This window comes from Eubacterium maltosivorans (assembly GCF_002441855.2).
Classification (GTDB): Bacteria; Bacillota; Clostridia; order Eubacteriales; family Eubacteriaceae; genus Eubacterium; species Eubacterium maltosivorans.
Map to the genome: position 1 here is coordinate 2,384,795 of NZ_CP029487.1, position 25,209 is coordinate 2,410,003.

Sequence of the window (25,209 nt, forward strand, 5' to 3'; positions counted from 1 at the left end):
CGCTATGCGATTTCCTTCGCTACCTTTGCGGCAGACCCTGCGTCCTCCGCAAAAGCATCTGCGCCGATCTCATCGGCAAAAGCCTGGGTGACTGGCGCACCGCCGACCATAATCTTAAAACTCTTTTCGACATCCGAGCTCCTGATCGCTGCCACCGCGTCGCCAAGGGCGGGCATGGTGGTTGTGAGAAGGGCAGAAAGCCCCACAATTCTAACGTCTGGATTTTGACGGATAGCCTCGATAATCACTTCGTTTTTCACATCGACGCCCAGGTCGATCACCTCAAAGCCGGCACTTTCAATCATCATTCCCACCAGATTTTTTCCAATATCGTGAAGATCCCCCTCGACGGTAGCCAGAATGTATTTCCCCATGGAACCGGTGGCGCCTGTGGCCAAATGCGGTTTTAAGACGTCCACCCCTTTTTTCATGGTCTTTGCCGCGATGAGCATTTCCGGCACATAGATATCGCCATTTTTAAAGTTTTCCCCTACCTTGTCCATGGCGCCGATCATGCCAATGTTTAAAATATCCATTGCGTCGCAGCCCTCGTCCAGGGCTTCCTGTACCAGACCGGCTATAATTTTTTTCTTCCCCTTTTTAACCGCCTGGCTGATTTCATCAATTTTCATCATTATTTTAACCTCTTTTCATTTCACATTTCCAAACAAGCCGTCACGATAAGCGTTGATATACTCGATGCAGTATTCATCCTCACCCAGCAGCGCCTCAGCCGCGTAGATCAGGCCCATCATGTCCGCATTCAGCGGGTCCAGAATGGCGCTGTCCATGCCCGCGTTCATGGCCAGAATCATAAAGCCCTGGTTCACGTATTTGCGGGCAGGCAGATTAAAAGAAATATTGCTGGCAGCGCCGGTCACATGGACTGACGGGTACCGCTTTTTAATTTCCCGGATGGTTTCTGTGACGGTCTCAATGCCGTCCTCAGACGCACAGAGCATTTCCACCAGCGGGTCGATATGGATACGTCCCGGCGCTATACCATATGCTTTTGCCTTATCCATAATGGCTTCAAAAATCTCCAGCCGCTTTTCCGCTGTTTTGGGAATACCAGAATCGTCGCAGAGCAGCGCCGCACATTCCCATTTTGTATCCGCGATGGCTGGAAAAATAATATCAATCTTATTCCCCTCAAGGGACACAGAATTGACCAGCCCCTCTTCATTGCAGTGTGGCAGCACTTCTCTTAGGATCTCCGGCGACGGGCTGTCCACAGCCAGCGGTGTATCTGTGACGGCCTGAACCGCCTCGATCATCCATTTCAGGGTTTCTGCCTCGCGCTTTTCCGGTACCGAAGCGCAGACGTCAATAAAATCCGCGCCGGCAGCGCTCTGCTTTTCAGCCAGCTCCTGCAAAAATGCCGTATCTCTCTCCTCAATGGCTTTTGCCACAGATGGAATCGAGCCGTTTATTTTTTCTCCGATAATAATCATGGTTTCGCCTCTTTAGTATTCATTCCAGTTCAATGCTACATCATACATGGCGTCAATGTTCTCAAGGGGCGTATCCTGCTGGATACGGTGGCTTGGGCTGAAAAAATAGCCGCCATCCTTCCCCAGCACAGAAAGGGTTTCCTTTGTGAGCTCACGGATCGCATCAGGCTTGAGGTTCGGCAGATCCTGCTGGGTGTCCATGCCGCCGTGGAAGGTGAGCTTATCCCCAAATTTTTCCTTGAGCACATGAATGTCCATGTTTTTAGCTGAGGTCTGGATCGGGTCAAGAACCCTGACGCCTGCGTCGATAAAATCCGGGATCAGCGGCATAACAGAGCCGCAGGTATGGTAAATCAGTGTCGCGTTGTGGCTGTCCGCCATATCGCACAGCTCCTTGAGTCCAGGCGCAAAGTAGGTCATAAAGACATCCCGATTGATCATCAGGCTGTTTTGAGTCCCCATGTCATCCTTGTAAAAGATAAAGTCCATTTTGCCCTTGGAAGCGGTGAGCAGCCGGTCATAATAGCCCACCCAGAAGTCTGTAACGCGGCGGACTGCCTCCTGCATCATTTCTTCCTCAGACATGAGCAGGATCATGGCATTTTCCATGCCGAAAAGGTAAGTCAGCTGATGGAAAACCCCGTGATAGCCCTCGCAGTGGATGCCCGGGCCACAGATCGCGTAGCCCTCGTACTGGTCACACAGCCTTTCCACAGCCGAGTAGTCATAGGCGTCAGGCGTCGGCCACTTATAGCCGAGAACCTTATCCATATCGTCATCGTCCTCCACATCGCCCAGAGGGTTGAGGTCTACGTATAAATCACGGCTGTGGCCTGTGATGCGTTCCCTGCGGCGTACCCCCCACTCGTCATAAAAGGTGCCGTCCGCGGATTTTTCGAAAGCCGGTCCCACATAAGGCGGGATCACCTCTCTAAAATCCACCTGATAGTATTCCAGCAGCTCGTCATAGCTTTTTCCATAGTATTTTCCTAAATTTTCTGCCACAATATCTGTTGACCGGAAATTGATGGGCGCCCGGTCCGGCCGTTCATGGTGCAGCGCCATCTGCACACGCTCTCTAGAATTCACAATATTCACTCCTATTTTGTAAAATTATATTTGAATAACAGCTGATGATGGTCGTCCATTTCCTTTTTCAGGTTTTCATATACACGCTGCCAGATGCCGAAGAAATCCTGATACATTTCATGATTTTTCATATCCGGCTCAATGGTTTCGGTCACCTTGACAATATCTTTAGACATGGCAATAATGCTGTCACAAAGCCCTGCCCCCTTGGCTGCCAGAATGGCGTCGCCCAGCGGCGCAGCTTCATCCACATTGGTGGTGCTCAGCGGAATGCCTGTGACATCCGCGGTAATACGGTTCCAGAATCTGCTCTTGGTGGGGCCGCCGTTTAAGGTCAGCCCATCAATCTTCGCGCCGGAGGCCTGGGCAATCTTGATGTTGGAGTACAGGTCAAAGGCTACGCCCTCCATAAGCGCGCGGATCATATCTTCACGGCTGGTGCTCAGGGTAACGCCGAAGAATACGCCCTTTGAGTTGGGGTTCCAGTGAGGTGAAAGCGTGTTCCCGAGATAAGGCAGGTATAAAAGACCGCCGGCGCCGGGTTTAGTCTGGGCTGCCGCCTCGGCGTCATAGAGACTGAAAACATTCTGCCCGGTCGATTTCGCAACAACCTGCTCGTGACCGCCGAAGGTGCCGTTAAACCAGTTAAGCGAAGCGCCGGTAAAGGCCATGGGCGCATCGAACATGGTCAGCCCCGGAATAACATGAGGCCACTTGAGAATCCGGAATTCTTCCTTGCGCTCCGGTGTGGGAATCATGATCCCCAGGTTGGAGCCTGTGCCCATGGAGTAATACGCCTGGTAGGCCTTGGTGACACCGCAGCCCAGAGCAGCCGAGCTGATGTCTGTACCGCCGGCCACTACGATGGTACCCTTCTTTAAGCCCGTTTCGGCAGCGGCTTCGTCATCCACAGTGCCGACCACCTCGTCACAGTCATAGATCTTTGGATATTTATCAATGGGAACGCCGATTTTTTCTGCGAGCTCTGTGTTCCACTCACCCTTTTGGTAATCGAAGGGATAGAATAGACCAGCGTCCCCCTTATTGATGGTAAATTCCTTACAGAGCCGGTAGGTGCAGTAGCCTGCAGGTGATAAGAGCTTATAAGTCTTGTTAAAAAGTCCCGGCTCATGCTTTTTCATCCATAACGCCTTTGGCTCGATGAACCAGCAGGCAATGCGGTTACCGTTGTTGTAGTTGATAACCTCCTCGCCCACACGCTCACGGATTTCATTACATTCCTCCTCGGCCCGGGCGTCCATCCAGATCATCCCCGGGCGCACCGGGCGGCCGTCTTTATCAATGGGCAGCATTACCCCCACCAGCCCTGAAAGAGCAACACCCGCAATGTTTTCCGCGTCAATGCCGCAGTCCAGACACTGGCGGATAGCTGATTTTACAGCGGACCAGTAGCTGTCTCCCTCCTGCTCGGCATAGCCCGGCTTTGAGAGCAGCAGCGGATGCGTCTGGAAGCCCTTAGCCACAATCTGGTTGGTCCGGGTGTCCAGCACCCGCGCTTTTACACTTGATGTACCGATATCGATTCCTAATGTTAAATAGCCCTTCATTTTTTAATCCCCTTATATTTTTTAATACTACATCTTCCTTGATACGTTTTGAAACATTCTGATCAGTTTGTCCATTTAGATGTGTTTTTCAACATCTCATGACCACATTTTAGTCTATTTTGACGTGATTGTCAACATATTTTTTCAAATAATTTCATTTTTACGATATTATTTGAAATATATAGATCTATTTTTGACATGTTTTGACATTTTTATAAAAATAAAAACCGCTGCGGAGCTTTACTCCGTCAGCGGCTCGTAATGACCTCAACCTGCATTTCAGCAAATGCCTTTTGATATTCCTCTGGATAACCGGTCGTGGTGATAATATGCCCAACAGCGTCAAATTCACAGATTTTTCGAAACGCGCGCTTGCCAAATTTGGTTTCATCGGCCAGCACATAAGTTTTGTCTGAAAATTTTAAGAGCATGGTATATATCTCGGCAAGGTAGTTGTTGTTGATGGTATAGCCAAAATCCTCGGACACGCCATTGACCGTTATAAAGGATTTCTCTATATAAATATTTTTAAGGGTTTCCTGGGCAAAGGAGCCCGAGGTAAAATACTTCTTACTCTCGATTTCCACATCGCCGCCCAGAAAGATCAGACGAATATTGGGCTTTGGCGCCAGCTCCATAACCACGTTAAAGCTGTGCGTTACCACCGTGATATTTTCGGCTGTAATAAATTTGCTCATTTGCCAGCAGCTGTTCCCGGCGCCGATGAATATAATATCGCCAGACTGCACCAGTCCCGCTGCCGCGTAGCCTACCTCGGTTTTCAGCCCGATCAGGTCATCGGCATTTTCATAGAACACCTGGTTGATCTGAGTATCGCTGAGCACCATACCGCCGCGCTTTTTCTCGAGGAAGCCCTGCTTCGCAAGCTTGTCAACATCCCTCCGGACCGTCGAGAGGCTGGCCGGCACTGCCTCACACAGGGTCTTGTAGTCTGCGCTCCGGTGCTCCAGCAAATATTTTTTTATTTTGTCAATTCTCTGCTCTTCAAACATGGGTTACCACCTGCCTGTTATAGTAAATTCATTCTAGCATTTTTTTGAAGGTAAGACAAGGGGAGGAAACATTTTAATGGCTTGTCTGAAACCGCCGCGTTGACACCAAAACGAAGAAAGGCTATAATCATCTTGATTACACTTGTAAGATCAGGAGGCTTAGAATGAACGAAAAACTTCCCCAAATATCCGAAGCCGAGTTCGAGGTGATGCAGATCATCTGGTACAAAGCGCCCATCAACACCAACGAGATCGTCGGTCTGCTCAGCGCTACAAGCGACTGGAGCCCCAAAACCATCCAGACCATGCTCATCCGCCTCGAAAAAAAAGGCGCCGTCACCCATGAAAAGGAAGGCCGGGTATATGTCTATTCCCCACTCATCCCAAAGGAGGACTACATTTCCCACGAGAGCCACGCCTTTCTGAATAAATTTTTTAACGGCGCCCTGGACCAGATGGTTGTCAGCTACCTTTCCCAGAACGATTTGTCCCAGGAGGACATTGACAGCCTCCGGTCCATTTTAGACCAAAAGGCAAAGGGCTGAGGCGGCAGCATGTTTCTTATCCGTTTTTTAGCCGGCAATATCTTCTGCGGGCTGCTCGTCTGTGTCATCTCCGGTATCAAAAAGCTCCTCGGTGACAGGCTGACCCGCCGGTACCATTATTACATCTGGTTCGTCCTGTTAATCTCCCTGTGCGTTGTGCTCCTGCCCGATTCTTTATTTAAAGCCGTTGGTTTTTCCAGCTTTCCAATGCCTGGTCAAAGCGCCGTAGTCGCCGCAGGGAGCGGTACCGCCACACTGTCCGAAGCCTCTGGATGGATGCAGGATTTTTCCCAGTCCGTCAGCCGTGCTGATTCTGGCCGGCTTACCGCCTGGATTACAGCAATCTGGGGATGCGGCGCCCTACTCTCCGCCATGGTCTGCCTGGCCGGCGTCCTTCGGCTGCACTGGCTGAAAAAACGCTTTCTTCAGCCAGATCCAGTGCTTTCTCTTACATTAAAAGAATGTCAGTCTGTCATTCCCTGTCACGGCAGAGTAAAACTCTGCCAGTCCCGCGAAATAAATGGCCCACTGACCTTTGGGTTCTTCACCCATTATATTGTCCTCCCCAAAGGCATCACACAGCAGCTGACCCTCGCGGAAGTAAAAAACATTCTGCTCCACGAGCTGTGCCATATCAAAAACAAAGACATTTTTTTAAACCATCTCATGTGCGCGCTGCGGATCGTCTACTGGTTTAACCCTCTTGTCTGGTACGCTTTTTCCCGGCTGCGCAGTGACCGGGAGCTTTTCTGTGACGATTCTGTCCTGGCGAGACTTCCCAGCGAAAAAGAACGCCTGAATTATGGCTATACCCTGCTCAATTTCGCTGGCAGCTCCCTTAACGCTTTCAGCACTGCGAGCAGCGCCGGAGGAACAAAAAAACAGCTCCAGGAACGGATACTGGCGATCTCCCGATACAAAAAAGAACCCCCTAAAAAGCGATGGCAAAGCATCCTGGTTTGTCTGGTCACAGTCCTCATCGCGCTGAGCCAGGTACCGCTCATTTCCGCCTTTGCCTCCAGTTCCGACCATTATACGCCGCCCGGGGACATCACCCTGACCTCTGAAAATTTAGACGCCTATTTTGGCAGTACGTCAGGCTGCTTTGTCCTCTATGACCAGAGCCATGACCGTTATCAGGCATGGCACCCCGAAAAAACGACCGAACGCTCCTCCCCTTTTTCAACTTATAAGATCTATAGCGCCCTCAACGCTCTGGAGCAGGGCGTTATCACACCAGACTCCAGCTTGCTAAAATGGGACCAGCAGCCATACCCCTTTGAAGCGTGGAATCAGGATCTGGATCTGGCAAGCGCCATGCGCCATTCCGTCAACTGGTATTTTAGGCGGCTGGACACGCAGTCTGGCATCAGCGAGCTGAGTTCGTTTTATCAGTTCATTGGCTATGGAAACGCAGAGGTCGGCCGCTCTATAGAAGACTACTGGAACGCGTCAACCCTCAAAATATCGCCCCTGGAGCAGATAGATCTGCTAAGAAAGCTCCGTGAGAATGCATGGGGCTTCTCAACCCAAAATATTGAAGCCGTTAAAAATGCCCTGCTTCTCTCAGACAGCCCAGACTGCCGTCTGTACGGCAAAACAGGGTCTGGAAAGGTGAACGGACAGAATGTCAGCGGCTGGTTTGTCGGCTATGTCGAAACCCCAGATAACACCTGCTATTTTGCCACCAACCTCCAGGACAGCGCCAACGCCAACGGCCCCGCAGCAGCGCAGCTGACCCTTTCAATCCTTCGGGATATGGGTATTTTCCAATAAAAAAGGAGTGGTCATTTAAGAATGTCCACTCTTTTTTTGCAATGCTTGACTTTTAATCTTACACATGTAATAATTAATCCATAAAATTCTTACACGTGTAAGATTAAGGAGGCACCCCTTGAAAAAGTTAAAGATTCTTTCCATATTTCTCTGCCTTGTTTTCCTGCTATCTAGCTGCTCAGCGCAGAACATTACGCCGCAATACAATCCATCCGAAACACGATCAAGCCCGGATTTCAGGCTTTTAGGCGCGGAAAAGCTGGATGATGAAACCTCCGGAAAAATCGAAAAACGCTGTCTCAAAATCGCAGACCTCTACCAAAGCCAATATCACGCCGCAAAAAAGAAAAAGCCTGAGCTCAGCTATGAGCAGTCAAGCGTGAGCGATACCGATCTGGAAAAGATCAAAGCCGCACTTCTGGAAGAAGGAATCTCCGTCATTGACGCAAACGGCGATGAAACCTCCACCCTGCTCAATCCAGAGTCCTTCTCAGATTTCCGGGACAATATCTCCGCCCAGCAGGACGCAGAGCTAGAAGCCATTGCCCTCTCAGAATACGGCGGCTTTTATTACTACCTGTTCTCATATCACAGCGGCAAACGCTATTTCGCTTACGCCAATCTGGAGTGGGACAATACGGGCCGGCCAAAGGTAAAGGATTTTCAGAAAACAAGCATCGACAGCTGGCTGTATACCGAAAACGGCAATTTCATATACACCCGCACCACCGGCTGCGCCACTCCCCATGTGTTTGAAAAAATGGGCCGCTACCAGCTGCTACGCATCAAGCCCGTCCCCGATGCACTGCTCCAGTACAGCCTCGCCTACATCGCGCCAGTAAGCTATAAGGGCAACAACCTGTTGATCAGCGATTGGAGTGAGCCGGATTTTAACAGCCTCAATTTTAATGACCTGCTGGAATATCTGAAAAAGCTTGGCACCGGCAGCTATCTAAGCCCAAAGGATTACCCCTTTGACAAACAGAGCGGTAACTTCTATATCCCCAGCAGTGAATTTGAAGCTGTTATCCTGCCCTTTTTCAACATGACCGCTCCCCAGCTAAAAAAAGCGGCCTCCTACGATGAAGACCGCAACGCCTATCCCTGGCAGGAATATAAAGGCACTAATACCTACCCCAATCCCACCCTGTACCCCAACGTCATTGCCAGCCAGAAAAACAGCGACGGCACCCTAACCCTGACCGTAGACGCCATCTGCCCGGAAAAAGAAACCGATGCGCTCTTCACCCATAAGCTTACCGTCCGTCCCTTGGAAGACGGCGGGTTTCAATATGTTTCAAATACCATAACCGCCGGAAATGAAGAGGATATTCCGGTTTATTTTCCGCGGGTTCGGGAGCAGAGGGATGAGAAGTTTAGGGATTATTGGTAGGGTGTAAAAAAACAAATCTTCAGGAACAGTAAATTCTTGAAGATTTGTTTTGATTTAAAGTTTATTCTTCTCTATTCCCACTCAATCGTAGCACAAGGCTTGGGGCTCAAATCGTAGCACACGCGGTTAACGTTCTTTACTTCGTTCAAAATCCGGTGGGTGATTTTCTGGAGGACGGGCCAGTCGATTTCTTCGATGGTGGCGGTCATGGCGTCAATGGTGTTGATGGCGCGGAGGATGACGGGGTATTCGAAGCTTCTGGCGTTATCGCGGACGCCGACGGATTTGAAGTCTGGGACAACGGTAAAGTACTGCCATACTTTTTTATCCAGTCCGGCCGCTGCAAATTCTTCTCTCAGGATGGCGTCGGATTCCCGGACGGCTTCGAGACGGTCACGGGTAATGGCGCCAAGGCAACGTACGCCAAGGCCTGGGCCTGGGAATGGCTGACGGTATACCATATCGTCTGGCAGGCCGAGCTCTGTGCCGCAGGCGCGGACTTCGTCCTTGAACAGCTGGCGGACGGGTTCGACCAGCTCAAACTGTAAATCCTCGGGCAAGCCGCCGACATTGTGGTGGGATTTAACCATTTTGGCGGTTTTGGTACCGCTTTCCACAATATCCGGGTAGATGGTGCCCTGTCCCAGGAAGTCGATGCCTTCCAGCTTGCGGGCTTCTTCTTCAAAGACACGGATAAATTCTGCACCGATGATCTTGCGTTTTTCTTCCGGGTCAGCCACACCGGCCAGCTTGGTTAAAAAGCGTTCGGTGGCATCCACATAGACGAGGTTGGCGTCCAGCTGATTTTTAAAGACCTCAACCACGCTTTCGGATTCGCCTTTACGCATGAGGCCGTGATTGACATGGACACAGACAAGCTGTTTTCCGATAGCTTTGATGAGAAGGGCTGCGACAACGGAGCTGTCCACACCGCCGGACAGGGCCAGCAGAACCTTGCGGTCGCCTACCTGGCGTTTAATAAGCTCAACCTGGTCGGCGATAAAGTTTTTCATATTCCAGTTCTTTTCTGCTTTGCACTGTACCAGCACAAATTCTTCCAGAACGCCCATTAATTCCGCTTCATCATCAGGCCATTTTTCCAATGCATCCACGCCTTTGGCCGGTGCATGGTCTACTGCCAGCACCGGGCAGTCTGCTTCGTAGACCCACGGGCCCACGTCTATTTTTTCGCCGTCTACCACGTTATTCGGGCCACCGTTTACGATAATCCCTTTGACATTCGGCAGCGCTTCCAGTTCTGCCTTTGTGATATCATGCGGATAAATTTCACTGTATACGCCCAGGCTGCGGATCGCTCTGGCCAGGGTTGTGTTTTCGGTATTTCCCAAGTCTAAAATGACAATCATGTCTTGTTTCATGTTTTACTCTCCTCAATTTATTTCGTAAAAGATCATTCTCTTATTTTATCACAGGAGAATAGATGCCCGCAAGCACAACGGCCCTGTACCGTCACTCTATTTTTTACGTCTTCTGAGATACAAAGCCGCGATCAGGACAGCCACCACCACAAGCACACCCACAAGGATAAAGGTCGTTGTCGTATGTGATCCTTCGATGCCCGTCTGTGTATTTTCAGCCGTTTCAGACGCTCCGGCCATATCTGCTCCTGATTCCTGAATATTCTGATCCGGTTCTTCCGTACCCTCATTAGGCTGTGGATCAACCTCTGGTGTGACGGGTTCTTCTGCCAAATCGCTGGTAAAGGCCTTGATCATGGCATTGCCGTAGTTTCGGGTGGCTGTTTGACCATATAGCTCAATGGTTTCATCAGGCAGATTTGTGACGTCCTGCCAGTCCTCGCCGGCTTTTCTGATAAAGCTCTGCCCGGCGTCGGCCTTTGCAATGCAGTGAAAGGTTCCCTCCATACCATAGAAATCATACATTCCCGTTCCTGTCTCGATGGGCCAGTAATATCCATCGCTGCCTGAAATTTCCTGAATGACAGAAAATGTCTCCCCCGGCTCAAGGGCGATGTTCTGGGCCAGAGAGAGGGTATGGTAGCCGCCGTATTTTACAGTGTCGGTCTGATCCACAGCCAGTGTACCGCTCTCTGGATTGTTTTTATCCTTTAAATCTCTATACACGCGGGTATGAACCGCTGATCCCGGGGTAATGGTAACTGCTGAGACAGCCTTCAGGCTTTCGTTTCCAGCGGCTGTGAACACATTGGCGGCCGCGGCAGACTGCTCCTGAAGCCCCAGCGGTGCGTAGGATTTTAATCCCAGAAAATCATACTGATAATTATGGTCATAGGCGAACCGCCCGTCACCATCCGGGATATCCACCTGATAGGCGGCAAAGGACTGTACGCTCCGGTCATAGTAGGACAGATAAAAGTAACCGTTGTTTCCCCAGCCGCTGCCCCAGCTGTTCTTGACGATCCAGGCGCCGTCGCCCTCCGGAGTTTCGGCAAAATTACCGGCCGAATAGCCATCATCCCAGCCCACAATGGACACAAGGTGGTTGGGCGCTTCATAGGTTTTATTAAACTCGGCGGCATCTTTCTTTTCAGCGCCGCCGCTGTTATCTTCTGCTGCCTCCTGAGGCGTGCTCTGGCCCGCGGCAAAGTACACCTGAACCTCGCCGTTTTCCATCAGGCTTGCCTTGATGGCCTGCTCTGCTTTTTTATCATAGACAAAATTCTGTTTATCAGCGTCTGTAAAGGTGGCAGTTCCAGGTAGGAAATCGGCGTTCTGGAGGTGTACCGCCGCGTTAAAAAATTTATCCTCGGCGACTTCCCAGTTCATATCTTTGGGGTTTTCAGTCGGATACCACTCGTAGGGAGTCCCTTCATAGGGCACATCTGTCTCGGTGTCCACGCCGCACCAGGTGCTCAAGGTGCCGGTCAGCAGCTCCCGGGTGCCGCCAAGGTCCATAAAAAGGCCTTTAGCGGACGCGGTTCCCTCGGCCCTGTTATTCACCCCGGTAGAGTCTGCCAGACGATAGGCAAAATAGGACAGGTGCCGTTCGGAATAATCCGGCTCTGCGGCAGCCTGCGCTCCTTCTTTTTTCTGCTGGGTCAGCAAATTGGACTCAATGGCCGACATCCCGCTGAAAGCCCAGCAGGAGGACCAGGGATTTTGATTTTTCACGCTGGTGCTCCTGCCAAGGGAGCGCAGGTCATAAGCTGCGGGCAAAGACTCCTTTAAGTTTTCCGATTGCTTAAAATTATAATATGACTGATCCAGTCCTGGCTGTGCACTTTCCTGCTCATCCGCATACACAGGGGATACCAGCCCAAAGACCGCCATGAGCACAGCGGCCATAATGCCCGCTGTCCGGTTAATCCTGTTTCGCTTTCTGATTTTCACGTTCTCATCCTCCGCTTATTTTTGATTTAATCATACTGTATTTTTTATTCAGGGTCAAATTGATTTAAGGCTGACTTTTATAGTATTTTTAATCAAAATACGTTACAATAATAATATACGCACGTATAACAATGCATTTTTGAAAGGAGAGTATCATGCTGAACATTGAAAAAATTCAAAAAGAAGTGGCGCCGATTGCCCAAAAATACGGAATTCCCCGGGTATATCTTTTTGGCTCTTATGCACGAGGTGAAGAAAAAGCAGATAGTGACATTGATTTAAAGGTCGATATTCAAGGCACAAAAATCGGTCTTTTTGAGCTCTCCGGTCTCCGCCTGGATTTAAAAAACCGGCTTGGTGTTTCTGTCGATGTTGTAACAGAAGGCGGACTGTATGAAAATGTAAAAAACGAAATTTCAAAAGACCAGGTATTAATCTATGAACATAAAAAATAGAAATATCGACATTATTGATCATATTTTAAATTACTGCTACCAGATTGACGAAACAATTCAACGCTTTGGCAATAATTTTGAGAGCTTTCAGGCAGATAAAATATATCAGAATGCCGCTTGCATGTGTATTCTCCAAATCGGAGAGCTCAGTAAATATTTAACAGATGATTTTAAAAACCTATATTCAGACATCCCCTGGAAACAGATCCGGGGTATCCGTAACATTTTTGCTCATGACTACGGAAACATTGACGTCCTTACTATTTGGAATACAATAAATTACAATATACCTGAACTAAAAGACTTTTGTGAAAATATTCTGGCTCAAAATAAAGCTTTGAATCAAGAAGCATTGCGTGACCGTGATCTCTCCGAAGATAATGCTTAAACTTAAAAAGACCCAAGACATTAATGCCTTGGGTCTTTTTAATTCCATATCTCCACATGGTCGAACGCCTGTCCCGGATACTCGATCACGCCGAGGCCCAGGGTCCTTGCGACACGGGCAACCTCGGTGTAGGGCACGCCGGGGCAGTACAGATCGGCGGCGTGGCCAAAGCGGTGCCAGGAATTGGGGATACCGCCCACTTCGGCGTTGCGCGCCTCACAGCGCACACCGGAGGTGATGATCACAGGCTGGCCGAGGGCGCAGCGCAGGGCTTCCACCTTTTCCAGCAGCTCCGGCGCCATGGGGGCTGGCCAGCCGTCGCAGTAGCCGTCACAGTCGCAGGCATACTCCTCCATCAGAAAGTGGGCAGAGGCCCAGGGGCCGTCTGTTATAATGGGATCAGGCGGCAGGGGATGCTCAATGACAAGCCGCTCCTCCGGCGCAGTCTCTGTATTCACAGGGTTTTCCGGCTTTGCCACAGGCGCCGCCTCTGCTGTTTCCGCCGCTTCTGGGGGCTGTACCCCATCCTGGGCTTTTTCCGGCACGTTTATGCTGGCTGTAAAAACCAGCCCTGTAACAGACCAGACCGCTGCCAGGCAAAAGGCCAGGGGCTTTTTAAAGCGCCCTGGCCTACCGCGCTTCGGCACTTTTATAATTCCACCTTGCGCACGGTTTTGTCCACATACTGGTACCCGGCCAGCTTTTCCAGCCCCACGCCTGAGGGCTGGAAAATATTCTGATCAACAATCGTTTGGGCCGAGGCCTCAATCTGCTCCTGAGTCAGATCGTCCAGATAGTCTGGAAGGCTCAGGGTCATGCTGTCGCCGTTCTTTGTCAGAAAATCCAATTCCAGTGTTTTGGTACTTGTTGTCTCCATTTACATTTCCTCCTTTATGCTCTTTCGATGTTCTGGTAAGTCATAATGTTGTTGCTGTCTGTCACAATGGGTGTTATCAGCTTACCGATGGCCTTTCCGGTAAGCACCACTGCCTCTGGGGTGACGATGGCCTCATCAAGGCCGAGGTCGGGATAACTCTTTGTTTTCTTCTTAATTTTTCCCTCAAACTCCCCGTAATTCAGAATAAGCTGCAATTGATTTTTCAGTTTTACGCGCTCATATGCCATTTTTTAACCTCCAATTTATTTTTTAAGGCTTTCGCGGCAGCGCTGCCTTTTATAAAACGGTGGTCTTTTATTAATCTTTTCTGCTTCGCTAGTGACCGGTCATGGCGCACCTCCTCTTGTTTTCTGGCGTGTCTGCCGCTGTTTTTGCCTTATACCTGTAAATTGTCTCTGGGTACTGTTTTGACCAAAGCCTTTTATATTTTTTACAGCTGGCCCCTCAGCTTTTTAAGAATACAGCTGTGGCGGTACTGGAGGGTGCTGTAGCCAATCCCCAGACTCTGGGAGGCTCTCCTGATGGACTGGCTCTGCCCGTAGACCGCTGTTAAAAGCGCCCGCTCCTCCGGGGTCAGCTCCCTGAGCGCTGCGCTCAGGCACTCAAGCTCCTCTTTATGGATATAGCCGCTCTCAATATCGGCGTCGGGGGCTTCCAACAGGCTGATCAGGGATTCGCCGTCCCCATCGCCCGCTCTGGCATCTGCCGGCACATCACGCGTCAGGCGGCGCAGGCACTTGCGGCGGCGGTTCTGCCCTTTCTGGTACACGTAGGGCTTGATAAAGGCCGCGAAACCCGCTCCGGCGGTCTCGTCATAGGCCTGTATTCCCTCAAGAAAAGCCAGCCGGGCGTCCTGAAAGACGTTACTATTCGCAATAAAAAAGACACGTTCAAAACGTGCCCTAGTTGATCAAATTTACTTTCTTCTTAAATTCCCGTACAACTTCCTCAACCGTCAACCCCTGGAGTCGATCCTGCGTTTGCTGGATAATGCCATTCACAACCCCATTCTTGTAGAACACATCCAAATAGTAACCTTTGTACTCTTGTGCGATTTTCATTATTATCATCCATACAAGAAAACACCAAAACAATAAAAGCCCCCGATTCGACTAGGGGCTAAAATACACCATGAAAAATTTATGTTGATACGGTTTTTAGTTTTGTATTTTTATCTGTTGCTCTTTAATTAATGGATAAGAGACAATACTTTGACTGTCGAGGTTTTCATTATGCATGTCTACGCCTGTTATTTGGCTATTTTCGTAAGTTTTATAGTAATAGACTCCCTTATCAACATTGCAACAAGAGCTATAAATAGTTATTTCATACGTATCTTCAGCTAAACGAACACATCCGCGTTCTTGATTGACTGAACCAAGTATGTGAAAAAACTGACTAATGCTTTCAGATTCAGAAGTTCCAGAGACGGAATTTAGTTTAGTAAATACTGCTTTTACAAAACGAGAGGATGAAGAAAGGTCTCCAGGAATCCCAATCCCCCCCATACCACGGCTATAAACATCTAAAGCTATTGCACTTGAAAAACGATTTTCGGGTATTTCTCTGGTGGCATTCACATAATTATTTAGGTTGAAGATCTGAATATCAAAAGTTGGGTTATTGGTTAAAATTCCTACAGGGTTATCATATATTTTCATCCCTTCTTTTACAGATTCCACAGTTATCGATTCGTTCCGGTCCGATATCATCCAGTGCAAGGGTGAAAGCGGTAATTTTTCACTAAAATTGATATTGATAAGATTGATCCTACCAAGGAGTTCTTTTACCTCTTTAATGGTAGAGCACTGCCCTAAAATCCAGGGAATAAACTCGAATGGGGTTACATTATCTTTTCCCTCTGCTTCTTGTTTATAGTCCGCATTTTCTGGAAAATTCAATCCTGCCATGCTTAGTCCCTTTTCGTTGGTGGCATCATAATACAGCGGATAATTATCCACAACGAAGGCCGTACCAATCATAGCATAATGAGATTCCAGTGCTTTTACCTTTCTGAACTGAAACGGATAATTTCGTGGTGTTACTGTTACCGTTTCATTATAGGAGAATTCCAAATCAAGATTACGACCAAAATAATGATCTTTTGTTGTGTATGTCGCTGCCGTACACATTTTAGCACCTCCGTTTTATATGGATTTCAATTATACAATACCCAGAATCTTACTGTCTTAACCGCACATAAATTTAAAAAAACAAAAAACTCCCGATCCAAAAGACCGGGAACTCTAAAAAAGGAAAAGTTAATGGGGAGAGTAATTTGTATTTTAAAAAGTAAGAGGTATGTGTGTTCGAGATTAATTATACCCAGGTAATAATATTTTAAACATGAAAAAATAAAAAATCCCCTCGCCTCGGCAAGGGGATCTACGCTCATTTGTTAAATGTGACAACCGTATTATTCCAACTTCCGTTTAGCTTATTACCAAATGACGAAAAATTAGAATTCAATTCATTATTCAATGTTCCCAAATTAATCGTATTTCTTATCGTCCTATTTGTATTTTCGATACCAAGAACGCGATACAATTTCTCCACTTCACCGTTTTTACTGTTTCTCATGTTTTCCTCCTAGAATCTTTCGTTAAATCGTTATATTTATCTTGCCATTAAGCATGGTTAATAACAGCTTTATCGTTTTGTGACTCTATTATTTTTACCACATCAGAGCTTCCAATTGATAGCATGTATGCGTGATGTACACTTAAAACAGCATCTTGCAATTGACTATCGTCTTCTAAAGCGGTTACCTTAAGGCCAATTTTTTTACAAAATTCCATATTAAAATGCCGGCCATGCAATTTTGAATCGACATGCTCATTTAATTTACCTACTATCGTTGCAATCGTTTTTCTATCTTCGGGTTTTTCTTGATCAAACATACAAGAGCCCAACCAATCTTCCACTAATTTGCTCGATAATTCAATTGCATCAATGGCAGTTTTCAAAAAAGCCGCTGGATACTGTTGTAATTTAATAGCCCAATACTGAGTGTTTTGGGGATTTTCAGCAAGATCTTCTTTCGCTTCCTCAAACTCCATTTGGATATTATAAGCGGGGATTCCATTGAATTGGGGATCAATAGGGCCTAAGCTTGACTGCTTTCCCATAATAATTTCTTTTGCCGCACAAGCCATCATAGTCCCAGCAGACATAGCTAATTGAGGTACAATAACTCTTATATCCGAATTAAATTTACTTCTTAAATAACTAATAATTGCTTCTGCCGCAGCTGGTGATCCCCCAGGTGTATGTAATATAAGATCCAACCCCTTTGAACAATCCATACCTTTTAAAGAATTCATAAATCCTGTCATATCTAGATCATTAATATCTAGATTTCCGATATTACTATTTCCCCTTGATAGAAACGCAGAATAATACGCTATAGTGTTTCTCCCAGTATACCTTGACAAAAGTTTAAGATATTTCCGACGAATATAGTCACTTTGCGACATTGTTTCGTTTAATTCTCTCAAAATATCATCCCAACCTGCCATTACATACCTCCTACGGTTACTGTGCTATTAATTATATAACACTCCATAGAAGATTGCTACAGTAAAATATGAATTTTTATTGATACATACCCACATTCCAAAGATTATAACAAAACAGCCGCCCCGAAGGACGGCCTAATTTAAAGAAAAGAAAAGGATGAAAAACTCCGATCACTTCTCGTTTTTTATTGTATAACGCAATTCTTTAAAACAGTTTTAAAGAATAATTTAATCATCCAAACAGCAGCGAAAAGGTCTGTTCTCCGACAATCCCATCCACTGTTAATCCTCTACTGGCCTGGAAGTCCATAACGGCCTGGAACAACTGTGGTCCTGGGATACTGTCGAACTCGCCATGATAGAAGCCCAGCTCCGCCAAACGTTTTTCGTAGGCCAGAATCTGATCTTCCGCCGGAGCCTGGGTCTGATCGCCAAAGAAACCGTCGACCGGGACCCCATAAGCACGCTGCCCGTTCATGACGCCAAGCTTTGTTTCTGGTCCATCAAGGTTGTCGATCGGGGCGCCGGGGTTATAATTGCAGATATTCATCCAATACTGAATGGTATCCACGCCCCAGGGGGCGGTTCTTGGGCTGCTTGGGGTTGGCTGTGGCTGCGGCGTTACGCCGGTTCCACCGCCCGCGTAAGCGTCCCAGGCAGCGTGATCGCCATAAAAGACGTTTAAGTCCAATCGGTCACCCCAGCCCGCTAAACGGCCACCAGAAGTGTACTGAAGCATGGCCGCATCGCTCCAATAATGGATCGGATACATAGGCGCGTCCGGCCAGTAGCCATCACAGGTATCGGCGCTGTAATAAGCCACCCATAAGCCATAATCCCCGGCCATGACCGCGCTCCAATCCCATTCGTCGACCACGGAGCCGGACATGTAAATCATGGGCTTAATGCCGGTGCGGGCCTGCACTCTGTCCAGAAACGCCTTGGCATAGCCGGGGCCGCAGTTGACGGCATCGGTTTCCCAGTCCAAAACCAGAATGGCTTCCCCAATATAGCCTTGGATATTATCCACGAAATAATCCGCCTCGGCCACCCCGGAGCTGTTCCCGTCCGCGAAGTGGTACACGCCCAGCTTCTTTCCGGCCGCTTTAGCCTGCTGGTACGCCCGGTCACAGTCGTCGTTGATGTAGTCAAGCCCCTGGGTTGCCTTAATGATCACAAAATCGGATGGCACCGCTGCGGTGTCAATGCCTCTTTGCCATGCACTGATATCAATACCGTTTAACATTATTCCTTACCTCCATTTTTATCTTCTGTTTCAGACTTCTTTTTTAAAATCTCAATGGCCTTTGTGATGGCTTCTGGAATCGGAACACCCATCAAGCCCATATTTTCCACAATGCTCAACATTTCATTCACGCAGTACGCAATGACCACCGCGTCCCGGACGAAGTTTGTGCCGATCATAATGTCTAACCGACACGCCACCAGGACCACTAAAAGGACCATTCCTTTTCTCAGCAGCCCCATAAAGGCCGCGTTTGATCCCAATGCGCCGCTGTCTGTTTTCGTGCTGTTCTTAAACACTCCGGCCACAATTAAGCCGGTAATGTAGTCCACACCCATAAAAATAAGCAATGTTATCAGCGCGGCGTCCCAACCACCAAAAAAGCCGGCAATGACACCGCCGACTGCTCCAATGCCCGCAATTACCGGGCCTTTTACTGTTATCATGTTTTCCATTGTTTATTCTCCTATTTTATAAATGCAATATTAACTGCTGGGATATTGATCTGAAATTTTATTTATAATTAAATAACCGTCCCGTAGTGCAGTTCCTTTAACTCCGCTTGCTAAAAAAAATGTCACTCGAAGATACGAAGCAACAACCTGATAGCAAGTTGTTCCAGTGAAAGCATATATAAATTTGCTCGCATCCTGTGAGCCGTTCACTCTACTGCCTGGGATATCTCCAAAATCAGTATAATTTTCGTCTGTAACACTACAAACCACCTCAAGCGCGGTGTTCGGTTCTGACTCAAGCTCTAACAATGAATTAAATTCAAAAGTGTAGGCTCCTGGACCTGCTAAATCAATCGACCCATCGGCAGCAAGCGTTGCGACGCTTTGATTTTGTACATAATTTACTAAAGGAAAAATCCCACCATCGGCATCTGCAATGAAGCCTTTTTTTATTTTAAAGGCTGCACACCCGCCAGTTGTACCGCCGGAACCGGATTGTCCCTGGGGAATCCCAAAATTGAGAACCGCCGCGTTTTCGGTACCGCTGTTATTGACTGTGGCGGGCTGCCCGGGTTGAAGTGTGGTGACGGTTCCGACGCTCACCGTTGCTGCTTTTCCATCGGCGCCTTTTGCCCCGGGCGCACCGTCTTTACCATTGGTTCCCGGAACCCCCTGTGGGCCGGTCGCCCCTTTGATATTGCCTGTTTTGACCCAGGCTCCAGTAGCTTTGCTGTACACATCATAGGTTGTTGTATTAATATAAAAATCGCCTTTTTTCCCCTGGGTGGTGGGTGCTGCTTCTCCAAAAAGAATGGAAGCGCCATCAGCACCTCTTACCATTCCCAAATCTACGGTTGTGACTGCCATCGTCTTTCCTCCTTATTCATAGGTTGCGATCAGGTGGCCGCTGGCATTGATCGAAAAGGTCGGTACTGGTCCAGGGTCGCCTTTTTCGCCTTTCGCCCCATCGGCGCCCGGGTTTCCTTTTTCGCCCGGGTCACCTTTGGCCCCCGTGGCACCTTTAATATTTCCGGCCTTTGTCCAGGCGTTTGACGCCTTTGTATAAAGATCAAAGTTCGCGGTGTTCAGGAAAGCATCCCCGTTCTTGCCTTGGGTCGTGGGTGGCGCGTTTCCAAACAAGATAGTGGCGCCATCGACGCCGTTCGTTCCTGCTGCCCCGGGATCGCCTTTCGCGCCGGGGTCTCCTTTGGCGCCCGGATCGCCCTTGGCCCCGGTCGCCCCTTTGATGTTTCCGGTTTTATTCCAGGTGCCGGACACTTTGATGTAAAGGTCGTAATTGGCGGTATTGATATAAAAGTCGCCGTCTTTTCCCTGGGCGGCTGTCGGTGCAGCTGCACCATTAAGCCATGTGGCCCCATCGTTCCCTTTTTCACCCTTTGGTCCGACAACATTCCCTAAATCTAACGTGGTTGCCATGATTTTTTCCTCCTAATATTCTTTATGCTCATAATAATTTTTACATTCAATGTTCGCGCCTTTGTAACGCAGGCGAACAAAATCAAAGCGGTGTCGACAAACTTCCTGACACACGCATTTTTCACAAGCGGCTATCTTATTGGTTACTGGTCCAATGGGGCCGGTTGGTCCCACAAGGCCTTTGTCCGCACATGTTTCTTGCCTGCTAATGGCATTCACAGCGTTTTGAGCACACTGTGTCTGGTTTTCTGACATTTTATTTACCTCCTAGGTCACTTCATAGATCAAATGCCCATCCTCGATCCGGATCGGCGGGGCGGTTTCGTTATCATTGTGGGCCAGAATTAGGTGGCCCTCTTCACTGACATAAAGTCCAAACAACCCGGGATCCAGTTTTGTCACCACGCCCGGAAGCCCAGGGTCGCCTTTTGGTCCGGGTGGTCCGGTGATATTGACCGTTTTGGGTGGTGTTTCATCTGGTGTGGCCTGCCAGGACAAATCCCCTTCTGTTGTGACATCCGGCTTCCAGGTCTTGACTTTTGCCGCTTCCTGGGCGGCTTTTGCGGCGGCCGCTTCGGCTTCGTCCGCATGCTTTTCCGCTTCTCCGGCTTTTGTTGTGGCGGTCGTGGCACTGGCTTCGGCGGCATCCTGTCCCTCTTTTGCCGCTTTCGCACTGTTCGTTGCTTCGGTCGCTTTTGCGGTTGCGGTTTCGGCGCTTCTTTGGGCTGCTGCGTCGGCTGACTCAGCGGCATTTTTAAATTGCTCAACCAGTTTTTTATCGCTTTCGACTTCTTTTTTTGCCTTGACTGCCGCGTTTTCAGCAGCTTCAGCAGCCTCGCGCGCCGTTTCGGCACCCATCTCAGAAGCTTCTGCTTTTTTAGCGGCGGTTTCAGCTCCCGTTTGGGCTATTACCGCGTCATTTTTAGCTTTCGTTGCCTGCGATTCAGCGATTTCAGCCGCAGCTTGTGCGGCTTCGGCTGCTTTTTGAGCCTTTTCTGCGTCCTCCACTTCCTGCCAAATATCTTCCTTCGACGCGAGCTCTTTCACATCTCCCGCAGCGAACGCCGCATATACTTTTCTTGTACCGTCTATGGTGACCGCCAGCTCACCGGGCTTCATCTTTTCTGGCCGAAAATCCGCACCGGCGCCACGGCGCATCTGTATTGCCATTTAGCTTCCCTCCTTTGCCGGGCTTGCTTGTGTTTTGCTCTGAGCAGTTTGAGCGGATTGTGCTTTGAACGCTTCCAGCAACTCTTCTTTTGTCCCGGTTTTTGTTTCGGTTAACGGTTTAGCCAATTCAAGCACGGCACTAGCGTAAAGCCTGTTTTTGGCGTCTTTGATATTTTGAGACAGTCGAGCCACAACCCCCTCAATGTCCGTGATATCCAGTCCGTATTGGCTGCTCATCTCGGTCAGGCGGCTGTCCATTTCGTGGTAAACAGCATCCATATTAGCCATTTTCGTGATATTAATGCCTTCCAAAGTAAATCACTCCCTCCTGTTTCTTTGGTTTTTCTCCAAACCACCCCTCATCTGGTGTGGCCACGATCGTCTCGTTTCCTTGGCTTTCCTCAAAAACGATGCGCCAGCCGTCTCTCAAAAACCGATCCGACTGTTTCTCTGGATCGGACAAATACATTTGCACATTATCTTTTACTGCCTTGTACATTTTTCTCCTCCCACTGGCTTATAGCGCTGAACAAAGCAGACCGTTTATAAAATAATATGTTGATTTTTCCCAGCGAAGCGCTCCCTGTAACTCCACAATATTTGTGATGACAGACATCGATCCACTGCCGCACATATTGCTGACGCCGGACTGCCCGGCCATCGTCGCTAACCGCTCTGCTTTTATGTCAAGAAACTCTGTTTTTATCTGGAATCCCCTGTAATTGGTGCCTTGATAGGTGATGGATGCCGCACAATCAATCAGTCCACGCTGCTTTCCGGCAAAATAGCCGTAGATTGTGCCGCCTTCAATCATAATCTGTCCCATCGTGCTGTAGCCAGAAACCAATTTTCCAAGAAATTCGCAGCCTTCTTTGAATTTTCCTTTTGACGCGATGAGCCCATCCTTGTCAAGTGTGGCAACGACAGCTCCCGAGTCGTTATAAACCCAGATTTGACCCGCTTCGTTATTTTTATTTCCCGCTTGAAGCGTGCCTCCTTGGATCAAATCCGCGCTTAACATCCCAGTTTTAATATATGATGCATTGAAATATAAGTTGCCACTACTATCGGAGTACAGACCTTGCCATTCACCGTTATTGGTCAATTTATTAAAAACCTCTTCTTGGGTCAAAGCCGTCGCATCCTTAATCATCGAAACGATCGTTCTGGCGTAAAGTCCTTGCCTGGGGAAACCCCCTTGCCAAAATGAGGGTGCCGCCGTTACGCGGATGCCTGTCCACGTTTGGTCCTCTAATGTGTAGGTTTTCGTATATCCAGTGACTTCCTGGTCATAGTCAACGACCTCCCAGGTGATGCCGTCCATTGTTTTCTCCAATAACCATGCGGCAGCCTGAACCGTTTCATCCAGATTGGTGCGTTTTGCACAACGAAAAGTGACACTTCCGGGTGTTAGCCCTTTGTCGGTAACCGTGACGGTCTGGACGCTTGGGGTTACAACATACACGACGCCGTCGGCGCCCGCCTTATTTTTTGAAACCTGAAAAACGCCGGTTGCTTTTCGGTTTTGATAGGTTACCGTAAAGGTCACTTTTCCGGTTTCACCTGTTAAATTTGTCACTTTATATCTGTGGGCCGATGCGTCCCAAGTGCCCGTCACTGACGAATCGGCTAAAACCGAATACGCCGCTGCGTCGCTCACATTCTGGGAACCAAACATCGCCTTCACCGTTGTTTCACACTCCGTATAGTCGCCAGTTCCATCTGCTTTTGTCGGAATCCCAAAATAGTCATTCATTTGCAGGTAAAAGCTGGTGGCAATCTCTATTTGTTCAGGCATTGCCACCGGATTGCTTCCGATTGACAAGCGCTCGGCATTGATGCGCACAGCCCCGGTTTCCATGGACGCATAAAACATTTCTCGTCCCTGTTTATCCCTGACCACCAGCTCGCCTGCATTAATCCAGTCGGCATTGATCCCCACCGCAGCGAGCACATTAACCACCGCATTCGCGTTTTTATCAATGCCTGCTGAGTAGGTCTTGCCACCGTCTTGGGAGATAAAAAAACCATCGGCAGTGATTTTATAAACCACCATACTCTCAGCCAGTTTGGGTTTATCATGCATATAGGTTATCCGGCTGCCGTCCTCTAAGGTTTCAACCGTTTGATAATAGCCCATGGCGTTCATGGCCAGTTGATTCATCTGCGTGACGTATTGGTCGTATGCCGAAAGTTTCGCTTCCGTGTTACGGTCGGCCTCAACAAGGGCCTTCGTGATTTCGGAATAGCGCTTTGAGGTGTTGCGGCTGGGCGTTTCTGCGTCGGTTGAGATGCGCTCGTAACTGCCGATCGTATAGGTCAGATTGGTAATATAGCACGAATACGTATTTCCTTTACGGTCTGTCACATACGCAGCATCTCCGGCTTCAATGGATGGATCACCCAGACAAGAGGCGGACATCTTACGAAAGCGCATGCCGACCATTTTCTTGCCCAAATGCGCCGCGACGGTTTCCGCCTGACCATAGCAAATCAAGGGGTTGCCTGTAATCTCCAGAACATAGCCCGCACGCCCATAAAGGACCGTTTCCCCTTTTAATGTTTCGGTGCCACGCTTTACCTCATCTGAAGCCGTTACCCGGATTCCGGTAATCACAACATCGTCGGTGGCAACCTCCAGTCCCGACAACGCATAGATATGATGGCAGTTCGTCCAGGCGCTTTGACCAAATTCCCCACCATCAACCGCACTGCCGCTGGCATAATCTGCAAAGTTTCCGCCGTCTGCACAGTCACCGCTTTGATAGCCCGGGGCACCGTTATCAAAACAACCACCGTCCAAACCATTGCTTTCAAAAACTGTCTGGTCATACCACTTCAGTTCCAGTTGCCCATCCGTGTTACACCGGGCATAGCACCCCGCAATCTGCGCACAGTGGGATAAAATTTCCCGCCATGTTACCTGCTCGTTACTTTTAAAGGGGTTTTTCTGGATAACATAGGTGTCAAAATCAAAGGTATTGGTCCCAAGCATCACACCACATTGGTTACAAGCGTGCCGCACAATCGACTGCATCGTTGCAGGAAAGGTCAGGCTCCCATCATAGTTACGGTCAAATTTCTCCATGTTATCAAGGGCTTCAATGGATAAAATACTGGCGCTGGCTTGCGGGTCGTCTGCGTTATAGACGCCCTTCTTAAGCCATTCCATTGTATTTCCAAGGGACTTTCCAACCCACACAGTAATCACAGCATCAGTAAAATCAACATTTGAAAAGGTATCCTTGATGTTGTTTAGGGATAGCGTTAACTTCCCGATGACCGCAGCACCAACATCAAAAGTGCTGGTACTGCTCGTGCCATCATCAATCTTGACACCTTCCTGAAAAATATCGGTTTGATCGACTTGAAGGGTTTCACCGTTTTTTAAAAGGATCGTCGCTTTGGCCACACAATGGCTGTTTTCAAGCAGCGCGTCTTTAAAGGCATTACTTGTATGAATCATCGCTTA

General features: G+C 48.6%; 29 protein-coding genes. 5 read left to right on the forward strand and 24 right to left on the reverse strand.

Annotated features, from left to right (window positions below):
* Positions 1-2: 2 nt before the first annotated feature.
* From CPZ25_RS11295 to CPZ25_RS11315, 5 genes are all read right to left on the reverse strand, one after another.
* Complete coding sequence (locus CPZ25_RS11295) at positions 3-635, reverse strand: corrinoid protein (protein ID WP_096918563.1); 633 nt, start codon at positions 633-635, stop codon at positions 3-5.
* A gap of 15 nt (positions 636-650) precedes the next feature.
* Positions 651-1,454 (reverse strand): methyltetrahydrofolate cobalamin methyltransferase, encoded by an 804-nt coding sequence (locus CPZ25_RS11300; RefSeq protein ID WP_096918562.1) that lies wholly within the window; start codon positions 1,452-1,454, stop codon positions 651-653.
* 12 nt (positions 1,455-1,466) lie between these two features.
* Positions 1,467-2,543 carry a uroporphyrinogen decarboxylase family protein gene (locus CPZ25_RS11305; protein WP_133067051.1) on the reverse strand — a complete coding sequence of 359 codons (1,077 nt, stop codon included), beginning with the start codon at positions 2,541-2,543 and terminating at the stop codon, positions 1,467-1,469.
* 11 nt (positions 2,544-2,554) lie between these two features.
* Positions 2,555-4,111 carry a xylulokinase gene (locus CPZ25_RS11310; protein ID WP_096918561.1) on the reverse strand — a complete coding sequence of 519 codons (1,557 nt, stop codon included), beginning with the start codon at positions 4,109-4,111 and terminating at the stop codon, positions 2,555-2,557.
* 248 nt (positions 4,112-4,359) lie between these two features.
* On the reverse strand, positions 4,360-5,124 hold the full coding sequence (locus tag CPZ25_RS11315; RefSeq protein ID WP_096918560.1) for a DeoR/GlpR family DNA-binding transcription regulator: 765 nt from the start codon (positions 5,122-5,124) through the stop codon (positions 4,360-4,362).
* 164 nt (positions 5,125-5,288) lie between these two features.
* Here CPZ25_RS11315 and CPZ25_RS11320 point away from each other — a divergent pair, with 164 nt between their 5' ends.
* The 3 genes from CPZ25_RS11320 to CPZ25_RS11330 all read left to right on the forward strand — a co-directional run bounded on the left by CPZ25_RS11320 (position 5,289) and on the right by CPZ25_RS11330 (position 8,838).
* A complete protein-coding gene (locus CPZ25_RS11320; protein WP_096918559.1) occupies positions 5,289-5,669 on the forward strand; it encodes a BlaI/MecI/CopY family transcriptional regulator in 381 nt (126 codons plus the stop codon).
* A gap of 9 nt (positions 5,670-5,678) precedes the next feature.
* Positions 5,679-7,445 carry a BlaR1 family beta-lactam sensor/signal transducer gene (locus tag CPZ25_RS11325; RefSeq protein ID WP_096918558.1) on the forward strand — a complete coding sequence of 589 codons (1,767 nt, stop codon included), beginning with the start codon at positions 5,679-5,681 and terminating at the stop codon, positions 7,443-7,445.
* Positions 7,446-7,563: 118 nt separating this feature from the next.
* A complete protein-coding gene (locus tag CPZ25_RS11330) occupies positions 7,564-8,838 on the forward strand; it encodes a DUF6070 family protein (protein ID WP_096918557.1) in 1,275 nt (424 codons plus the stop codon).
* Positions 8,839-8,909: 71 nt separating this feature from the next.
* Here the strand turns inward: CPZ25_RS11330 and guaA are convergent, their stop codons facing one another.
* Together guaA and CPZ25_RS11340 are read right to left on the reverse strand one after the other, a co-directional pair.
* On the reverse strand, positions 8,910-10,217 hold the full coding sequence (gene guaA, locus CPZ25_RS11335; protein ID WP_096918556.1) for a glutamine-hydrolyzing GMP synthase: 1,308 nt from the start codon (positions 10,215-10,217) through the stop codon (positions 8,910-8,912).
* Positions 10,218-10,313: 96 nt separating this feature from the next.
* The gene (locus CPZ25_RS11340) at positions 10,314-12,170 is read right to left on the reverse strand and encodes a lectin like domain-containing protein (RefSeq protein ID WP_096918555.1); all 1,857 of its coding nucleotides are present in this window, start codon (positions 12,168-12,170) and stop codon (positions 10,314-10,316) included.
* A 155-nt stretch (positions 12,171-12,325) separates the two neighbouring features.
* Between CPZ25_RS11340 and CPZ25_RS11345 the strand changes: the two genes are divergently transcribed.
* Both CPZ25_RS11345 and CPZ25_RS11350 read left to right on the forward strand, forming a co-directional pair.
* Positions 12,326-12,625, forward strand: a complete 300-nt coding sequence (locus tag CPZ25_RS11345; RefSeq protein ID WP_074617770.1) for a nucleotidyltransferase family protein — start codon at positions 12,326-12,328, stop codon at positions 12,623-12,625.
* On the forward strand, positions 12,609-13,013 hold the full coding sequence (locus CPZ25_RS11350) for a HepT-like ribonuclease domain-containing protein (RefSeq protein ID WP_074617769.1): 405 nt from the start codon (positions 12,609-12,611) through the stop codon (positions 13,011-13,013). Before CPZ25_RS11345 ends, CPZ25_RS11350 begins: the two co-directional genes overlap by 17 nt.
* Positions 13,014-13,051: 38 nt before the next feature.
* Here the strand turns inward: CPZ25_RS11350 and CPZ25_RS11355 are convergent, their stop codons facing one another.
* From CPZ25_RS11355 to CPZ25_RS11430, 17 genes are all read right to left on the reverse strand, one after another.
* On the reverse strand, positions 13,052-13,582 hold the full coding sequence (locus CPZ25_RS11355) for a YcbK family protein (protein ID WP_423245035.1): 531 nt from the start codon (positions 13,580-13,582) through the stop codon (positions 13,052-13,054).
* A gap of 80 nt (positions 13,583-13,662) precedes the next feature.
* A complete protein-coding gene (locus tag CPZ25_RS11360) occupies positions 13,663-13,890 on the reverse strand; it encodes a DUF2922 domain-containing protein (RefSeq protein ID WP_058693262.1) in 228 nt (75 codons plus the stop codon).
* Positions 13,891-13,904: 14 nt separating this feature from the next.
* Positions 13,905-14,138, reverse strand: a complete 234-nt coding sequence (locus CPZ25_RS11365) for a DUF1659 domain-containing protein (protein ID WP_074617766.1) — start codon at positions 14,136-14,138, stop codon at positions 13,905-13,907.
* A gap of 203 nt (positions 14,139-14,341) precedes the next feature.
* Positions 14,342-14,680, reverse strand: a complete 339-nt coding sequence (locus CPZ25_RS11370) for a sigma-70 family RNA polymerase sigma factor (protein WP_207670821.1) — start codon at positions 14,678-14,680, stop codon at positions 14,342-14,344.
* 133 nt (positions 14,681-14,813) lie between these two features.
* Positions 14,814-14,972, reverse strand: coding sequence for a hypothetical protein (locus CPZ25_RS20470; RefSeq protein WP_167495217.1), 159 nt, complete (start codon positions 14,970-14,972; stop codon positions 14,814-14,816).
* A gap of 96 nt (positions 14,973-15,068) precedes the next feature.
* Positions 15,069-16,043 carry a choloylglycine hydrolase gene (gene bsh, locus CPZ25_RS11375; protein WP_073383364.1) on the reverse strand — a complete coding sequence of 325 codons (975 nt, stop codon included), beginning with the start codon at positions 16,041-16,043 and terminating at the stop codon, positions 15,069-15,071.
* Between the two features lie 259 nt (positions 16,044-16,302).
* Positions 16,303-16,491, reverse strand: coding sequence for a hypothetical protein (locus tag CPZ25_RS11380; RefSeq protein WP_096919950.1), 189 nt, complete (start codon positions 16,489-16,491; stop codon positions 16,303-16,305).
* Between the two features lie 47 nt (positions 16,492-16,538).
* The gene (locus CPZ25_RS11385; RefSeq protein ID WP_096919949.1) at positions 16,539-17,429 is read right to left on the reverse strand and encodes an SDH family Clp fold serine proteinase; all 891 of its coding nucleotides are present in this window, start codon (positions 17,427-17,429) and stop codon (positions 16,539-16,541) included.
* Between the two features lie 232 nt (positions 17,430-17,661).
* Positions 17,662-18,675, reverse strand: coding sequence for a GH25 family lysozyme (locus CPZ25_RS11390; RefSeq protein ID WP_096920468.1), 1,014 nt, complete (start codon positions 18,673-18,675; stop codon positions 17,662-17,664).
* Positions 18,675-19,130, reverse strand: a complete 456-nt coding sequence (locus CPZ25_RS11395) for a phage holin family protein (RefSeq protein WP_337926996.1) — start codon at positions 19,128-19,130, stop codon at positions 18,675-18,677. The genes CPZ25_RS11390 and CPZ25_RS11395 overlap by 1 nt, the downstream gene beginning before the upstream one ends.
* A gap of 30 nt (positions 19,131-19,160) precedes the next feature.
* Positions 19,161-19,997 carry a hypothetical protein gene (locus tag CPZ25_RS11400; RefSeq protein ID WP_096920469.1) on the reverse strand — a complete coding sequence of 279 codons (837 nt, stop codon included), beginning with the start codon at positions 19,995-19,997 and terminating at the stop codon, positions 19,161-19,163.
* A gap of 12 nt (positions 19,998-20,009) precedes the next feature.
* Entirely contained in the window at positions 20,010-20,567 is a 558-nt protein-coding gene (locus CPZ25_RS11405) for a collagen-like protein (protein ID WP_096920470.1), read from the reverse strand.
* 12 nt (positions 20,568-20,579) lie between these two features.
* Positions 20,580-20,822: a hypothetical protein gene (locus CPZ25_RS11410; RefSeq protein WP_096920471.1), complete on the reverse strand. Its 243-nt coding sequence runs from the start codon at positions 20,820-20,822 to the stop codon at positions 20,580-20,582.
* Between the two features lie 12 nt (positions 20,823-20,834).
* On the reverse strand, positions 20,835-21,737 hold the full coding sequence (locus tag CPZ25_RS11415) for a hypothetical protein (RefSeq protein ID WP_096920472.1): 903 nt from the start codon (positions 21,735-21,737) through the stop codon (positions 20,835-20,837).
* Positions 21,738-22,049, reverse strand: a complete 312-nt coding sequence (locus CPZ25_RS11420; RefSeq protein WP_073383677.1) for a hypothetical protein — start codon at positions 22,047-22,049, stop codon at positions 21,738-21,740.
* On the reverse strand, positions 22,036-22,236 hold the full coding sequence (locus CPZ25_RS11425) for a hypothetical protein (RefSeq protein WP_073383680.1): 201 nt from the start codon (positions 22,234-22,236) through the stop codon (positions 22,036-22,038). The genes CPZ25_RS11420 and CPZ25_RS11425 overlap by 14 nt, the downstream gene beginning before the upstream one ends.
* Positions 22,237-22,254: 18 nt before the next feature.
* Positions 22,255-25,203 (reverse strand): hypothetical protein, encoded by a 2,949-nt coding sequence (locus CPZ25_RS11430; protein WP_096920473.1) that lies wholly within the window; start codon positions 25,201-25,203, stop codon positions 22,255-22,257.
* Positions 25,204-25,209: the final 6 nt, after the last annotated feature.

Bases quoted from the DNA above. Each gene is read 5' to 3' on its own strand.
- CPZ25_RS11295 (WP_096918563.1), bottom strand. From the start codon at position 635: ATGATGAAAATTGATGAAATCAGCCAGGCGGTTAAAAAGGGGAAGAAA.
- CPZ25_RS11300 (WP_096918562.1), bottom strand. From the start codon at position 1,454: ATGATTATTATCGGAGAAAAAATAAACGGCTCGATTCCATCTGTGGCA.
- CPZ25_RS11310 (WP_096918561.1), bottom strand. From the start codon at position 4,111: ATGAAGGGCTATTTAACATTAGGAATCGATATCGGTACATCAAGTGTA.
- CPZ25_RS11315 (WP_096918560.1), bottom strand. From the start codon at position 5,124: ATGTTTGAAGAGCAGAGAATTGACAAAATAAAAAAATATTTGCTGGAG.
- CPZ25_RS11320 (WP_096918559.1), top strand. From the start codon at position 5,289: ATGAACGAAAAACTTCCCCAAATATCCGAAGCCGAGTTCGAGGTGATG.
- CPZ25_RS11325 (WP_096918558.1), top strand. From the start codon at position 5,679: ATGTTTCTTATCCGTTTTTTAGCCGGCAATATCTTCTGCGGGCTGCTC.
- guaA (WP_096918556.1), bottom strand. From the start codon at position 10,217: ATGAAACAAGACATGATTGTCATTTTAGACTTGGGAAATACCGAAAAC.
- CPZ25_RS11345 (WP_074617770.1), top strand. From the start codon at position 12,326: ATGCTGAACATTGAAAAAATTCAAAAAGAAGTGGCGCCGATTGCCCAA.
- CPZ25_RS11350 (WP_074617769.1), top strand. From the start codon at position 12,609: ATGAACATAAAAAATAGAAATATCGACATTATTGATCATATTTTAAAT.
- CPZ25_RS11360 (WP_058693262.1), bottom strand. From the start codon at position 13,890: ATGGAGACAACAAGTACCAAAACACTGGAATTGGATTTTCTGACAAAG.
- CPZ25_RS11365 (WP_074617766.1), bottom strand. From the start codon at position 14,138: ATGGCATATGAGCGCGTAAAACTGAAAAATCAATTGCAGCTTATTCTG.
- CPZ25_RS20470 (WP_167495217.1), bottom strand. From the start codon at position 14,972: ATGAAAATCGCACAAGAGTACAAAGGTTACTATTTGGATGTGTTCTAC.
- bsh (WP_073383364.1), bottom strand. From the start codon at position 16,043: ATGTGTACGGCAGCGACATACACAACAAAAGATCATTATTTTGGTCGT.
- CPZ25_RS11380 (WP_096919950.1), bottom strand. From the start codon at position 16,491: ATGAGAAACAGTAAAAACGGTGAAGTGGAGAAATTGTATCGCGTTCTT.
- CPZ25_RS11385 (WP_096919949.1), bottom strand. From the start codon at position 17,429: ATGGCAGGTTGGGATGATATTTTGAGAGAATTAAACGAAACAATGTCG.
- CPZ25_RS11390 (WP_096920468.1), bottom strand. From the start codon at position 18,675: ATGTTAAACGGTATTGATATCAGTGCATGGCAAAGAGGCATTGACACC.
- CPZ25_RS11395 (WP_337926996.1), bottom strand. From the start codon at position 19,130: ATGGAAAACATGATAACAGTAAAAGGCCCGGTAATTGCGGGCATTGGA.
- CPZ25_RS11400 (WP_096920469.1), bottom strand. From the start codon at position 19,997: ATGGCAGTCACAACCGTAGATTTGGGAATGGTAAGAGGTGCTGATGGC.
- CPZ25_RS11405 (WP_096920470.1), bottom strand. From the start codon at position 20,567: ATGGCAACCACGTTAGATTTAGGGAATGTTGTCGGACCAAAGGGTGAA.
- CPZ25_RS11410 (WP_096920471.1), bottom strand. From the start codon at position 20,822: ATGTCAGAAAACCAGACACAGTGTGCTCAAAACGCTGTGAATGCCATT.
- CPZ25_RS11415 (WP_096920472.1), bottom strand. From the start codon at position 21,737: ATGGCAATACAGATGCGCCGTGGCGCCGGTGCGGATTTTCGGCCAGAA.
- CPZ25_RS11425 (WP_073383680.1), bottom strand. From the start codon at position 22,236: ATGTACAAGGCAGTAAAAGATAATGTGCAAATGTATTTGTCCGATCCA.
- CPZ25_RS11430 (WP_096920473.1), bottom strand. From the start codon at position 25,203: ATGATTCATACAAGTAATGCCTTTAAAGACGCGCTGCTTGAAAACAGC.